Annotated in this window: 13 protein-coding genes and 1 pseudogene; 6 read left to right on the plus strand and 8 right to left on the minus strand. The window is 72.0% G+C overall.

What is annotated here, in order from left to right; translation table 11 throughout:
• Positions 1-289 precede the first annotated feature (289 nt).
• From QRX50_RS44290 to QRX50_RS44300, 3 genes are all read right to left on the minus strand, one after another.
• On the minus strand, positions 290-868 hold the full coding sequence (locus tag QRX50_RS44290) for a VC0807 family protein (protein ID WP_285969035.1): 579 nt from the start codon (positions 866-868) through the stop codon (positions 290-292).
• 103 nt (positions 869-971) lie between these two features.
• A complete protein-coding gene (locus QRX50_RS44295; RefSeq protein WP_285969036.1) occupies positions 972-1,763 on the minus strand; it encodes a low temperature requirement protein A in 792 nt (263 codons plus the stop codon).
• Entirely contained in the window at positions 1,760-2,134 is a 375-nt protein-coding gene (locus QRX50_RS44300; RefSeq protein ID WP_285969037.1) for a low temperature requirement protein A, read from the minus strand. The genes QRX50_RS44295 and QRX50_RS44300 overlap by 4 nt, the downstream gene beginning before the upstream one ends.
• A gap of 92 nt (positions 2,135-2,226) precedes the next feature.
• On the opposite strand from QRX50_RS44300, the gene QRX50_RS44305 reads away from it, so the two are divergent.
• From QRX50_RS44305 to QRX50_RS44325, 5 genes and pseudogenes are all read left to right on the plus strand, one after another.
• The gene (locus tag QRX50_RS44305; protein WP_285969038.1) at positions 2,227-3,357 is read left to right on the plus strand and encodes a sensor histidine kinase; all 1,131 of its coding nucleotides are present in this window, start codon (positions 2,227-2,229) and stop codon (positions 3,355-3,357) included.
• Between the two features lie 50 nt (positions 3,358-3,407).
• Entirely contained in the window at positions 3,408-4,001 is a 594-nt protein-coding gene (locus QRX50_RS44310; RefSeq protein ID WP_285974721.1) for a response regulator, read from the plus strand.
• Between the two features lie 21 nt (positions 4,002-4,022).
• Positions 4,023-4,976 (plus strand): squalene cyclase, encoded by a 954-nt coding sequence (locus tag QRX50_RS44315; protein WP_285969039.1) that lies wholly within the window; start codon positions 4,023-4,025, stop codon positions 4,974-4,976.
• A 166-nt stretch (positions 4,977-5,142) separates the two neighbouring features.
• Positions 5,143-5,280, plus strand: a pseudogene (locus QRX50_RS44320) (IS30 family transposase); the annotation flags it as partial.
• Between the two features lie 59 nt (positions 5,281-5,339).
• Positions 5,340-7,097, plus strand: coding sequence for a S8 family serine peptidase (locus QRX50_RS44325; RefSeq protein WP_285969040.1), 1,758 nt, complete (start codon positions 5,340-5,342; stop codon positions 7,095-7,097).
• Here QRX50_RS44325 and QRX50_RS44330 read toward each other — a convergent pair.
• From QRX50_RS44330 to QRX50_RS44350, 5 genes are all read right to left on the minus strand, one after another.
• Positions 7,094-7,852 (minus strand): tyrosine-protein phosphatase, encoded by a 759-nt coding sequence (locus QRX50_RS44330; protein WP_285969041.1) that lies wholly within the window; start codon positions 7,850-7,852, stop codon positions 7,094-7,096. The genes QRX50_RS44325 and QRX50_RS44330 overlap by 4 nt on opposite strands.
• 62 nt (positions 7,853-7,914) lie before the next feature.
• On the minus strand, positions 7,915-9,117 hold the full coding sequence (locus QRX50_RS44335; RefSeq protein ID WP_285969042.1) for a metal-dependent hydrolase family protein: 1,203 nt from the start codon (positions 9,115-9,117) through the stop codon (positions 7,915-7,917).
• A complete protein-coding gene (locus QRX50_RS44340) occupies positions 9,114-10,547 on the minus strand; it encodes a sodium:solute symporter family protein (protein ID WP_285969043.1) in 1,434 nt (477 codons plus the stop codon). Before QRX50_RS44340 ends, QRX50_RS44335 begins: the two co-directional genes overlap by 4 nt.
• Positions 10,547-10,714 carry a hypothetical protein gene (locus QRX50_RS44345; protein ID WP_285969044.1) on the minus strand — a complete coding sequence of 56 codons (168 nt, stop codon included), beginning with the start codon at positions 10,712-10,714 and terminating at the stop codon, positions 10,547-10,549. Before QRX50_RS44345 ends, QRX50_RS44340 begins: the two co-directional genes overlap by 1 nt.
• A 36-nt stretch (positions 10,715-10,750) precedes the next feature.
• Positions 10,751-11,950, minus strand: a complete 1,200-nt coding sequence (locus QRX50_RS44350; RefSeq protein WP_285969045.1) for a M20 metallopeptidase family protein — start codon at positions 11,948-11,950, stop codon at positions 10,751-10,753.
• A 121-nt stretch (positions 11,951-12,071) separates the two neighbouring features.
• Between QRX50_RS44350 and QRX50_RS44355 the strand changes: the two genes are divergently transcribed.
• Positions 12,072-13,085 carry an Lrp/AsnC family transcriptional regulator gene (locus QRX50_RS44355; protein WP_285969046.1) on the plus strand — a complete coding sequence of 338 codons (1,014 nt, stop codon included), beginning with the start codon at positions 12,072-12,074 and terminating at the stop codon, positions 13,083-13,085.
• Positions 13,086-13,192 lie beyond the last annotated feature (107 nt).

Genomic DNA, 13,192 nt, shown 5'->3' on the forward strand with positions numbered 1-13,192 from the left:
GGTCTTCCCCGGGCGGAGCGCCGAGCAGCCGACGGATCACCAACGCGGGGAACGGATCCGAAAAAGCCGCCTGGAAATCGACCGGCGGGCTGGGCAGTTCCGCGAGGAGCCGCTCGGCCAGCGCCTCGACGTCGTCGCGGAGCACGGCCAGCCGCCGGGCCGCGAAGGCACCGCTGAGCAGGCGGCGCATCCGCCGGTGCTCGGCCGGGTCACGCGCGGGCAGCGGCTCCAGCCGTGGGTCGGCGAAGAGCCGCTTGTCCTCCGCGTACCCGCACGACCCACGGCTCGCTCACGCCGCACGCAGCCGGTTGCGGTAGACGAACATCGCCAGCAGCCCGGCGCCGATCACGGCGTAGCCGACAGGCTTGCCCACGGCCAGGAACGTCGTGGTCGGCAGGGAGATCGCCAGCACCAGCAGCACCGCCGCGTGCAGCGTGAGCACCCCGCCGAGCAGGGCGGTCATCACGGTGATCCCCCGGCGTTGGCCCGGCGCCGGCACGGGACGGCCGGTGAACCGGAGAACCAGGAGCAGCAAGGGTTTCCCGGCCACCGCCGAGCCGAGCAGCACGATCCCCACCGGTCCGGTGAGCACAGAGTCCTGCAGCTTCAGCACGAGCTCGTTGCCGCCGGTGAGCCCCAGGACCACGAGCATCACCACGAACCCCGCGATCGCCACCACCCCGACCGGATCCAGCCGCCGGCGGACGGCGAACTCGCCCACCGTGACGAGCAGCGGGATGGCCGCGGAGATCGCCAGCGCCACCACCTCACTCCCCACGACGGGCTTCAGCAGCACGTACACGACCAGCGGCAGCGCGATGTTCAGCACGAGGCTCGGCAGCAGTCGGCGCAGCAGTTCGGGTTTCACGGGCAGGTCCTCCCCTTCGGTGACGCGGACCTGCTCAGCGTGGCCTTCGGCGCACCTTCACCGCGTCGGCGCCAGGGTGGGAAATCCTTCTCCACCTACGGGTCTACGCGGCCGCCGGCTTCGCGGATCGACGCCGCAGCAGCCCGGCGCCCGCCGCCACGACCAGCAGCCACAGGAACACCCCCGGCGCCATCCGCTCGCCCGCCAGACCCAGCGCCAGCGGGATCGCCAGGCCCGGGATCGCCGTCACGACCGCCCACCGGACGCCGCGGCCCGCCGCGTGACCCGCCAGCGAGCCGATCACCGCGAACGCCGCGATGCAGCCGCACAGCAGCCAGCGCGTGGCGGTCTCGACGTGGCCGTCCGACACGGACTCGACGGCATCGCCCAGCGCCCCCGCGAACGCGGCCAGCAGGCCGGCGACCCGGCAATGCAGAGGCAGCAGCAGCCGGGGCCCGAGCGCGTCGGCGGCCAGGTAGGGAATGCCGCCGAAGCCCTGGTTGAGCGCGGTGCCCCACAGCGTCGCGAGCAGGGCCAGCGCGGCGATCACCGTGAAGAACAGGCGGGCGCGCCACTCGGGTGTCGACGCCATCGCATCGGTGACGGTGAGGACGCCTTCGCCGAGCACGATGATCGTGAACAGGCCCAGCCGTTCGCCGAAGTGGACGGTGTCGAGGCGGGCCGGCGTCGGGCGCTGGACGGGGCCCTCGCGGTGCGCGAGCTTGGCGGTGATGTTGGCGACCAGCCGGTCGCCCGAGACCGCGAACGTGATCACCAGGTCGAGCGCCAGCCCCAGCGCCCACAGGCCGTAGCGCCACGGTGAGTCGACCCAGAGCGACACCACCCACGGCACCACGCCGAAGCCCAGCTGCGCCACCGGCCAGTCGACGATCACGCGTACGCCGCCGCGCCGGCTCTCCCACACGCGGAGGCCAGGGCGCGCACCGCGATGTAGGCGATGGCGAACACCTTCGCGTGGCTGCCGTGGATGTCCTCCACCGACGCGGCCATGAACGCGAGGCCGGCCATCGCCAGCAGCACCGGCATCGTGTGGGCGGCGCCCTTCGCGACGTTCCCGTAGACCGTGAAGCACATCCACGCCGTCCAGAAAGCCAGGAAGCACACCGCGTACAGCCCGACGTCGCCCCAGGACGTGCTGCCGTGCACCAGGTGCGCCAGCTGCGCGACCCCGGCCACGGCCACCAGGTCGAAGAACAGCTCGAGCCAGGATGCGTGCCGTTCCTCGCTCTTCTCGGTCGTGGTCATGGCGGACAGTATGGCCGCGGTGCGGTCGTGGTCCGGGGATCTACACCCGAGGGTTGACGACTCCCGCGCGCCGCGCCGATATCGTCGGCCGGGTGTCCGACGCACCCGTGAACAGCGCCGACCACCGCGTGCAGCGGCTGGTCTCGGTGCTCATCCTGGTGCTGCTCACGTGGCTCGCGGCGAAGTCCGAACCACACCCCGCGCTGCACGGCCAGGGCCTCGGGGTGCTGCTCGGCCTGCTCGGCGTGCTGCTCGGCGGGGCGATGCTGATGTACGGCGTGCAGCAGTGGCGGCTGCCGGCGCCGATCGAGATCGGCTTGTTCCTCCTCGTGCTGGCCAGCTCCGTGACGCTCGTGTGGCTCGAGCCCAACGGCACGGGGTTCTTCGGCGGGTTCCTGCTGGCGGCCACGGCATCCGCGCGGCTGGACCCGCGCAGGGGCGGGATCGTCGTCGGCCTGGTCGTGGCGACGCTCGTGGCGGCGAGCCTGTTCGGCGCGCGCCACGAGGCTGTGCCGACGCTGCTGAGCGCGCTCGGCATGCTGGCGTTCTACCGCCTGGGCGTCTACATGCGGAAGCTGCGCGAACGCACGGAAGAGCTCGAACAGACCCGCGCGGCCCAGGTCCGCGCGGCGGCGCTCGCCGAGCGGCAGCGGCTCGCGCGCGAGATGCACGACGTGCTCGCCCACTCGCTGTCCGGCCTGCTGCTGCACCTCGAAGGAGCCCGGCTGCTGTCCGTCCACAGTGGATCCGACCCGCGGCTGACCGACACCGTGGAACGCGCCCACCAGCTCGCGCAGAGCGGGCTCGCCGAGGCGCGCCAGGCGATCGGCGCGCTGCGGGGCGAGGACCTGCCTGGCCCGGAGCGGCTGCCGGTGCTGGCGGCGGAGTTCGAACGCGACACCGGGATCCCGTGCGAGGTCACCGTGAGCGGGCAGGCGCCGGAGCTGGCCGCGCAGACGCGGCTGACGCTGTACCGGGTGGCGCAGGAGGCGCTGACCAACGTCCGCAAGCACGCCGACGCCGAGCGCGTGAACCTGCTGCTGAGCTACGAACCGGGCGGCACGCTGCTGACCGTCGAGGACCTCGGCCGCCCGGGTGCGGAGCCTGGCGACCACGGCTACGGCGTGAGCGGCATGCGCGAACGCGCCGAGCTGCTGGGCGGGCAGCTCGACGCCGCGCCGACCGGCACGGGGTTCCGGGTGAGCCTGTGGGCGCCGGCGTGATCCGCGTGCTGGTGGCCGACGACCAGCGCGTGGTGCGCGACGGCCTGTCGATGCTGCTCGGGCTGCTGCCCGGCGTCGAGGTCGTCGGCACCGCGGCCGACGGTGATGAGGTACTCAGGCTGGCCGGGCAGCTGAAGCCCGACGTCGTGCTGATGGACCTGCGCATGCCGCGCTGCGACGGGATCGAGGCCACGCGCCGCATCCGCGCCCGCGACCGTGACGTGCAAGTCGTGGCGCTGACCACCTACGCCGACGACAAGTCCGTGCTCGACGCGTTGCAGGCCGGCGCCCGGGGCTACCTCACGAAAAACGCCGGCGCCGACGACATCCGGCGCGCACTGAGCCAGGTGACGCAAGGTGCCGCCGTGATCGACCCTGCGGTGCAACACCACCTCGTGGACGCGCTCACGTCCGGCGCGCCCCGCCCGCCGTCCACCGAAGCACCCGACGGCCTGACGCCACGCGAAGTGGACGTGCTCACGTTGATCGCCGACGGCCTGTCCAACACCGAGATCGCGCAGCGGCTCTTCGTCGCCAAGGCCACCGTGAAGACCCACATCAACCGGATCCTGGGCAAGATCGGCGCGCGCGACCGGGCGCAGGCCGTCGGCTACGCCTACCGCCACGGGCTGACTTCGGGATGAGGCACCCGTAGAGTCCGGGCCATGGCTGAGGTGCTCGCGTGGCTGCTCGACTCCGACCCGGCACTGCGCTGGCAGGTCGAACGCGACCTGGCGGGCTCGCCGCCGGAGGTCTGGGAAGCGACGCGCGCCCGCGTCGCCACGGAGGGCTTCGGCGCACGGCTGCTCGCACTGCAGGACCCGGACGGCCAGTGGGCCGGCGGCGCGTTCTTCCCGGCCGGGTTCAAGGGCTCGCCGGAAGACGGCCAGCCGTGGACCGCGACCACGTGGTCGCTCAACGCGCTGCGCGACTGGGGCCTCGACGCGTCGGTGCTCAGCGGCACGGCCGAGCTGCTGGAGCGCAACAGCCGGTGGGAGTACGAGAACCTGCCCTACTGGGACGGCGAGGTCGACGTCTGCATCAACTCGTGGACGCTGTCCAACGGCCTCTGGCTGGGCGCGGACGTCCACGGCATCGCCGACTGGTTCGTCGAGCACCGCCTGCCCGACGACGGCTGGAACTGCCTCTGGGTCGAGGGGGCCGAGCGCTCGTCCGTCCACTCGACCCTCAACGCGCTGAAGGCCTTGCTGGACCACGAGAAGGCCGGCGATCCCGTGGGCTCCGCCGCTGACGCGCGCCGCGGCGGCGAGGAATACCTGTTGTCCCGCAGCCTCTTCCGTCGGCTGTCGACGGGTGAGCCGATCGCGCCGTGGGTTGGACACTTCAGCTACCCGTTCCGCTGGTTCTACGACGTCCTCAACGCCGCCGACTACTTCCGCGCCGCCGCACTGTTCGACGGCACCACCCCGGATCCGCGGATGGCCGAAGCCCTCGACCTCATCCGCGCGGCCCAGCAACCCGACGGCACCTGGCTGCAGGCCCGGCGCCACCCCGGCGAAGTCTGGTTCGAGATCGACGCGCCGGCCGGGAAACCGTCGAAGTGGCTCACCTTCCACGCGACGAGGGTGCTCGGTTGGTGGGACTCTCACGCACACTGAGGACATCGGACAGTCCCCCGGACCAGACAAACCCCGTCGTCGGCGGTTTCTGGGGGCGGTTGCAACACCTGAGTGATCGGGGGGTTGTTTGCCGCCGCGCCGGTTGAGGTCCCGGTGGTGATGTCGAGAAGCCGCAACCTGGCCGCGGACCGGGCGCATTCAGCATCGACCGCATCTGCCCAAGAGCACCGATCTGCCGGTCCACACCGAGCACCTGGACGCGTTTGCGTTCGAGCTCAACAACCAGCCTCGCATGACCCTGGGCTGGGACAGCCCCGCCGAACGCAGGACACAGTCACTCACCACCGACCAGCAGCTGTGTTGCAACCACCCGTGGAAACCGCCTCCCAAGGGGGCGCGCCCATGTCCATTCCATCGGCCACCCCGACAGAACCCGGTGATCGCGGCGCTGAGGGCCGAACCGCCGTCGACGTGGCCCAGCTGCGCATCGCCGGTCTGGACGACCGCGAGATCTTCGACGCCACCACGTGGATCGCGCTGCGGCCGGCGTTCGCGACGGTCAACGGCGCCCTCCGCGCGGCGCCCGACCCCGAGCTGCGCACGAAAGCCCCGCCACGATCCGGGCCGCGGTCACCTTCGGCCGGTGACGGTTCACTCGTGCGGGTGCGAGGACGCGTTCGCTCCTGCCGTATGCGGCCGGGCGGTGTAGGCCTGAGGAGGTCGCCGCCGAGGGGAGTGGGCATGAAGCTGGGTCGGGCGCTCGTGCTGGCCGTGGTCGTCGCTGTTCCGCTTGCCGCACCCGCCACGGCGACGCCGCCTGACGCCGCATCCGCCACCGCCACGCCGCCGGACGTCGCGACGGCTCAGGTCGCGCAGGCCGTCCGCGCGGGGACGCTCGGGCAGGGCCACGGGGTCGCCGACTCGTGCACCGGTGTCGTGCAGGGGCACCAGGTGGACCTCGGCTGCCTGACGAACGTCGTCACGCGCGACAAGGCGTCGGCCGATCCCCTCACCACCCCGGCGCCGGCCGGGTTCTCGCCCGCCGATCTGGCGCGGGCCTACCACCTGCCGGACGCGAAGACCGGCGAACGCGGCATGGTGACGATCGTCGGCATCGGCGCGTACCCGACGCTGGAGGCGGACCTCACGACCTACCGCAGCCAGTTCGGCCTGCCCGAGTGCACCACGGCCAACGGCTGCCTCAAGATCGCCGACTACCACGGCGGCCCGGCGCTCAAGCCCGTCGGCGGGCTCGGCGAGATCGAGGAGGCCTACGCCACCGAGACCGCGCTCGACGTCGACCTCGCCTCCGCCGCGTGCCCGATGTGCCGCATCACGATGGTCCAGATCCCGATGGACGTCGGGCGCCTGCTCAACGCCGTGCTGCTGCAGCTGCCGGGCCTGCTCGCCGACGACTTCGGCACGGCCGTGAGCTACGCGGCGAGCCAACATTCGAGCGCCGTGAGCATGAGCTACGGCGTGCCCACCGGCCTGCAGGGCGACTACCTCGGCACCGGTGCGCCCGCCGTGGCGCTGCACCACCCGGGCATGGCCGTGGTCGCCGCGTCGGGCGACAAGGGCTATCTCGGCGGGCCGCAGCTGTGGCCGCAGGAACTGCCGTGGGTCACGTCGGTCGGTGGCACGTCGCTGAGCGGCGCCGGCGGCTCGTTCGTGCAGAAGGCCTGGGGCAGCCTGTTCGCTCCGCACGGCGAACAGCAGCGCTGGGTCGGCGCCGGCAGCGGCTGCGCGCTCGATCTAGGTCCCGCGCAAGGCCAGCCGGCCGGCATCGCCGCCAACTGCTCGGGCCATCGCGCGGGCTCCGACGTCTCCGCGGTCGCCGATCCGCTCACCGGCGTCGCCGTCTACCGGTCCTACGCACCGAACAACGGCAAAGCCGGCTGGCTCATCGTCGGCGGCACCAGCGCCGCCTCGCCTTTCGTCGCCGGCCTTTACGCCCGCGGCGGCCGACTGTCCGGTGTGGACGGTCCGAACACCTTGTACAGCGCCCCTCTCGGCACCCTCGCCGACGTCTCGTCCGGCTCCAACGCCCAGCACGGCCCCGCCGACTGCGCGCAGTTCAAGCCCGTGGTCTGCTCCGCCGGCCCTGGCTGGGACGGCCCGACCGGGCTGGGCGTGCCGGTGGGACTCGGCGCGTTCTAGCCGAGGAGCCGGTGGCGGATCGCCGCGAGGTCGGCGCTGCTGACGCCGGCGTCGAGGAGGTATCGCTCGGCGTCGAAGCCGTCGAGCACGGCCAAGAGCGCGCCTCGAACCGTGGTACCGCGGTTCGCGAGGAAGGTCTTGATGAGCGGCCCCTGATCCTCCTTGCCCAGCGCGGCGAACAGCGGCTTCACGGCTTCGGTGGACAGGTCGTAGTCCGCGGCGATGGCGGCGGGTTCGACGTCGGCGAGAGCCAGGAGCAGAAGGGCGACGAGGCCGGTCCGGTCGCGACCCGCGCCGCAGTGGAACACGACACCGCCCGGCCCGGATCGGCCGAGCGCGGTGACGACGGCGGCGCAGCGCTCGGCTTTGCGTTCGAGGAAGGGGCGGTAGTAGAGCGGGCTGCCGTCGAGCTGCTCGTCGTTGACATACTCCCAGAACGCCACGTCGGCGACGTCGTCGAGCGGTACTTCGACGCGCTCGAGGCCGGCCGGCGTGGTGACGCCCGCCGCGCCGGCGAACTGCGCCGAACCGGCGTGGGATTCCGCGGCGGTGATCTCGTCGGCGTTGCGCAGATCGATCACGGTCCGCACGCCGCCCTCGTGCGCCCGGGCCCAGCCCTCGGCCGTGACGAACCGGAGGTCGCCCGAGCGGAAGAACGCGCCGTGGCGGGTCGTGCGGCCTGAGGTCGTGGGCAAGCCGCCGAGATCCCGAGTGTTGTGGAACCCGTCCCAAGCCGGGACTCTGCTCATGGTCATCAGCCGAGCATGGCATGCCGTGGTGCTCGGGCTCCCGGAAGAACCGGAGCACCACAGACGCGTCAGACCGCCCGCACGCCGTCCTGCCAGACCTCGCGGACATTGGCCGCCAGGTTCGCGAAGTCGTACGGATCCCCGGCCACCACCACGACATCCGCGCGATGGCCCGGCGCGAGCCGGCCCAGCTCACCGTCCATCCCGAGCAGCCGGGCGGCCGACGACGTCGTCGCCACGAGCACGTCGGCCGGGCTCATGCCGCACGAGCGCATCAGCTCCAGCTCCTCCAGGTTCGTCCCGTGGGGACCCACGCCGCTGTCGGTCCCCATCGCGATCCGCACGCCCGCGGCAACCGCCCGGCGCACCGAATCGGCGTGGACCTCCGCGACCTCCTTCGCCTTCTGCACCACGGCATCCGGCAGCGAGGCACCCGCAGCGGCCGCGCGGATCACGTTCACCGGCGCCACCAGCGTCGGCACGAGCCAGGTGCCGCGGGCCAGCATGAGCTCGATGGCCTCGTCGTCGAGGTAGATGCCGTGCTCGATGGAGCGGATGCCGGCGCGCACGGCGTTCTTGATGCCCTCTGCGCCCTGGGCGTGGGCCATCACGGCGCGGCCCTGCATCTGGGCCTCGGTGACGAGGACGTCGAGCTCCTCCAGTGTGAACTGCGAGTGCCGCGGGTCGTCGCGGGGCGACAGGACGCCGCCGGTGGTGCAGACCTTCAGCACGTCCGCGCCGGCCCGCAAGAGCGTCCGGGCCACGCGGCGCATCTCGTCCGGGCCGTCGGCCGTCGCGTCGGGACGGCCGGGGTGGGGCAGCGTCAGCGGAACGCAGTGGCCCGAAGGCATCCAGCCGTCACCGTGGCCGCCGGTGGGGCTGATCAGGCCGATGGCGATCTGCAGCCGCGGCCCGGGGATCAGCCCGTCGGCCACGGCCTGCTTGATGCCGAGGTCGGCGCCGGCCGCGTCGCGCACGGTCGTGATGCCGAGCTTGAGCGTGGTCCAAAGGTTTCGGGCGGCCTCGTAGAACTGGTACGAGAACGGCTTCTGCACACGCGGCAGCAATCCGAGGTCCGACACCGTCACGTGCACGTGGCAGTCGAACAGGCCGGGCAGCAGCGTCGCGCCGGTGCAGTCGACGGAACGATCGCCGTCGAGGCCGGAGCCGACCTCGACGATCCGGCCGTCCTCCACCACCACGTCGGCCGGGGCGGGGGCGCTGCCGGTGCCGTCGAACACCGAGCCGCCGCTGAACACCGTGCGGGTCATACCGGTTCTCCTGTCTTCACGGGAACACCGGGCCGCGTCACGGCACGCTCGATGCCGGCGGCCACGGCGAGCACCACGACGTTGGCCGCGAGCCCGATCAGGCCGACGTTCACGGTGCCGGCGAACTTGGTGTCGAAGAACGTCAGCCAGATCACCACGATCTCGCCGGCGATCAGCCCGGCGAGCACCGGACCCTTGCCGACCGGCACCTTCTTGAGGAAGCCCAGCAGGTTGGCCGGCGCGAGCTGCACCGAACCGGAGTACGTGAGCAGCAGCAGGTTCGCGAGCAGATCGGGCCGGAAGATGCCGAGCACCAACGCGAGCGCGCTCGCGAGCACGACCGTGCCGTGGTTGATCCAGAACTGCTTGCGCTCCCCGCGCACCCGCGCGATGTTGCGGGCCACCAGCGACGAGATGCCGATGAGGATGCCGGCCGCGGGCACCATCGCGGTGGCCGTGGCCGCCACGACGACCAGGCCCGTGACCCAGCCCGGCAGCGCGTCCTTGCTCAGGGTCAGGAGCACGCCGTTGGGGTCGCTGGTCTTGTCCACCACCAAGATCGCGGCGAACCCGATGATCATCGGCAGCAGCAGGCACAGCTCGTAGATCGGCATCCACGTGTAGTTGCGCCGCAGCACCTTCGGGTCGCGCGCGGCCATCAGCGCGGGCCACGAGTGCGGCAGCGTCATGAGGCCGACGCCGATCGCGCTCACGAGCATGCTGGTGATGAACCACGTGTGGTCGTTGGCGCCGGCGTGGACGAAGAGCTTCTCCGGGTGCAGCTGCTCGATCTTGTGGAACACGCCCGAGACGCCGCCGGCGAAGTGCGCGGGCACCGCGATGATCAGCACCACGAGGACCACGAGCATGATCGCGTCCTTGAAGTACGACGTCGCGGCCACGCCCCGCAGCCCGGCCCACAGCACGAACGCGACGATGAGCACGCTGCCCAGCACCATGCTCAGGGTGCCCGACGCCGCGTCGCCGGTCACCAGCCGCACGATCAGGCCGAGGCCGGTGATCTGCAACTGCAGGTAGGGCAGCACGAAGATCACGCCGAGCACGGCCGAAAGCGTGCCGAGGAACTTGCTGGAGAAGCGGTCCTCGAGGAAATCGCCCTGCGTGAGGTAGCCGCGCTCCTTGCCCATCCGCCACAGGCGTTTGGCCAGGAAGAACAGGACCACGTAGGCGATCGGCACGTACGGCAGCGCGTACATCGCCGCCACACCACCGGAGAACGCGAGCCCCGCCATGCCCAGGAACGTGAAGGTGGTGAACACCTCCCCGGCCTGCAGGAACCACATCGTGAGCGCGCCGAACTTGCGGCCGCCGACGGTCCACTCGCTCAGGTCCGCCGCGGGCTTGCGGCGCCCGACGAAGCCGAGCACGCCGATGAGGACGATGCCAACGAGGGTGAAGGTGAGGATCATCAGTCGTCACCCGCTCCCGCGCGCGCCATCATGCGCTCGCTCAGCACCAGGGCCGGGGTGAACATGAGGCACCAGAAAGCGCCCCACACCAGCATCTTCGGCAGGCCGAGCCACAGCCCGGTGGAGTTGACGAACGGCAGGAACGGCATGAGGACCAGCGCGATCACCGGGATGATCGGGGGAGGTGGTAGCTGCGCATGTGATCACGCTGCCAGGACCGCGAGCTGCCGGCACGCCAGCTCGGCCAGCAGGGTCGCGCCGTCGGCGAGCACCGAGTCGTCGAACGCGGCGCGTGGCGAGTGGTTGTTGGGCGCGGTGACCGGATCGTCCGACCGCGACGCGCCGAGGAACACGAACGCGCCCGGCACCTTCCCGAGCACCCGGGAGAAGTCCTCCGACCCCGTCATCGGCTCTTCGAGCAGCTCGAACCGTTCCTCGCCGAACACTTCGCGCACGGTGCCGGCGATGAACTCGTGGCCGGCGTCGTGGTTCACGAGCACGGGGTACTCGGCGTCGTAGGTGATCTCGACGTCCAGGCCGTGCGCGGCGGCGATGCCCTCGCACACGCGCACGACCTGCGTGCGGATGCGCTCGCGCACCTCCGGGTCGAACGAGCGCACGGTCGCCTCGAACACCGCGTCGTCCGGGATCACGTTGCGGCGGGTGCCGGCGTGGAAGCTGCCGACGGTGAGCACCACCGGCTCGAACGCGCCGAACGCCCGGGTCATGCGGGTCTGGAGAGCGGTGACCATCTCACACGCGGCCGGGATGGGGTCCCGCGAAGCCTCGGGCGCCGAACCGTGGCCGCCGGCGCCGACCACGCGCACCTTCACCGCGTCGGACGCGGCCATGAGCGGCCCGGGCCGGCAGGTGAACAGGCCCCGCGCGTGGCGCGAGGCCGAAACGTGCAGCCCGTAGGCGGCGTCGACCTGACGGCCCGAGGCGGTGAGCACACCTTCGTCGATCATGTAACTCGCGCCGTCGCAGCCTTCTTCGCCGGGCTGGAACATGAACACGACGTCGCCGGCCAGCTGCTCGCGGCGGCAGACGAGCAGCTGCGCGGCGCCGACGAGCCCGGCCGTGTGCAGGTCGTGGCCGCACGCGTGCATGGCGCCGTCGATCTCGGAGGAGAACTCCTCACCGGAGGCTTCCGTGACGGGCAGCGCGTCCATGTCGCCGCGCAGCAGCACGGTGCCGCCGGGCCCCCCGCCGCCGCGCAGCACGGCGGTCACGGAGGACAGGTCGCGGCCGAGGCTCAGCTCGAGGCCGAGGCCGTCGAGTGCCTGGAGCACTTTTTCCTGGGTGCGGGGCAGGTCGAGGCCGATCTCGGGGGTGCGGTGCAGTGATCGGCGGAGCGCGACGAGGTCGGGGCGCAGGGCTGCGGCGTCGGAGTGCAAGGACATGGGTCTCCCTCGCTGGAACATCGACATATGCTGGCCCGAAGATGATGCGAGTGTCGAACGCTCCTGCCGCCCGGATCGCAGGAATCCGCCAAATCGGCGCCGCGCGGACGAAGGATCGGCCATGTTGAGCGAGAGCGACCTCAAACTCCTCGACGCGCTGCAGACCCGGCCGCGTGCGACGTGGGCCGTGCTGGGCCAGGCGCTGGGCATCGGTGCCGTGACGGCCGCGCGCCGTTGGGAGACTTTGGTGTCGCGCGGGCAGGCCTGGCTCACCGCGTACCCGGGCGGCGAGCTGGTGGCGCAGCTGGCGCTGGCGTTCGTGGAGATCGACTGCGCGCCGGGCTCGGCTATGGCGGTGGCGCAGCGCCTCGCGGCCGACCCGCACGTGGCGACGGTCGAGTACCTGGCCGGGCACTGCGACCTGCACATCCACCTCGTGGCGCCAACACTCCGCGCGATCTCCGACTACGTGCTGCACCACTTGTCGGCGCTGCCGGGCATCACGGCGACGCGCACGGTGGTGTCGCCACGGCTGTTCACCGAGGGCAGCCGGTGGCGCGTCCGCGCGATCTCGCCGGGTGAGCGGGAGGCTCTGGTGTCGCCCGCTGCGCGGTCGTCCGGACCACTGCGCTTCGGCGAGCTCGACCGCGCACTGATCCTGGCTCTCGGCGAGGACGCCCGGGCGTCGGCCGCTTCGCTGGCGGTGGAGCTGGGCATGGGCGCGAGCACCGTCCGGCGCCGCCTCGACGCCCTGCTGGCCCGCGGCGCCGTCCGCCTGCGCTGCGAGATCGCGCGGCCCCTGTCCCCCGCACCCGTCACGGCGATGCTGTGGCTGCGCGTGCCGCCCGACAAGCTCGAGACGACCGCGCGCTCGCTCGCGATGCTGCCGCAGGTGCGCATGTGCGCCGCCCTCAGCGGGGCGGCGAACCTGATGCTGGTGGTGTGGCTGGGTTCCCAGCACGACCTGCTGCCACTGGAGGGGTCCCTGGCGGCCAAGCTGCCGTGGCTGGAGATCGTCGACCGCGCCGTGACCCTGCGCGGGATCAAGCTCATGGGCCACCTGCTCGACGACGAGGGCCTCGCCGCCGGCCACCTCCCCCTGGACTTCTGGTCCCCGGTGACGAAAAACCCTTGACCGGTCCGGCGGGTGCGGGGGGATGTGGGAGGGAAGCGCCCGCCGGACCGGCAAGGAACCCGACCCGGCGAGTGGGGGGTGGGTGAAGGAGAGGGAACCTCGCCGGA

It is taken from the genome of Amycolatopsis sp. 2-15 (assembly GCF_030285625.1).
Lineage (GTDB): Bacteria > Actinomycetota > Actinomycetes > Mycobacteriales > Pseudonocardiaceae > Amycolatopsis > Amycolatopsis carbonis.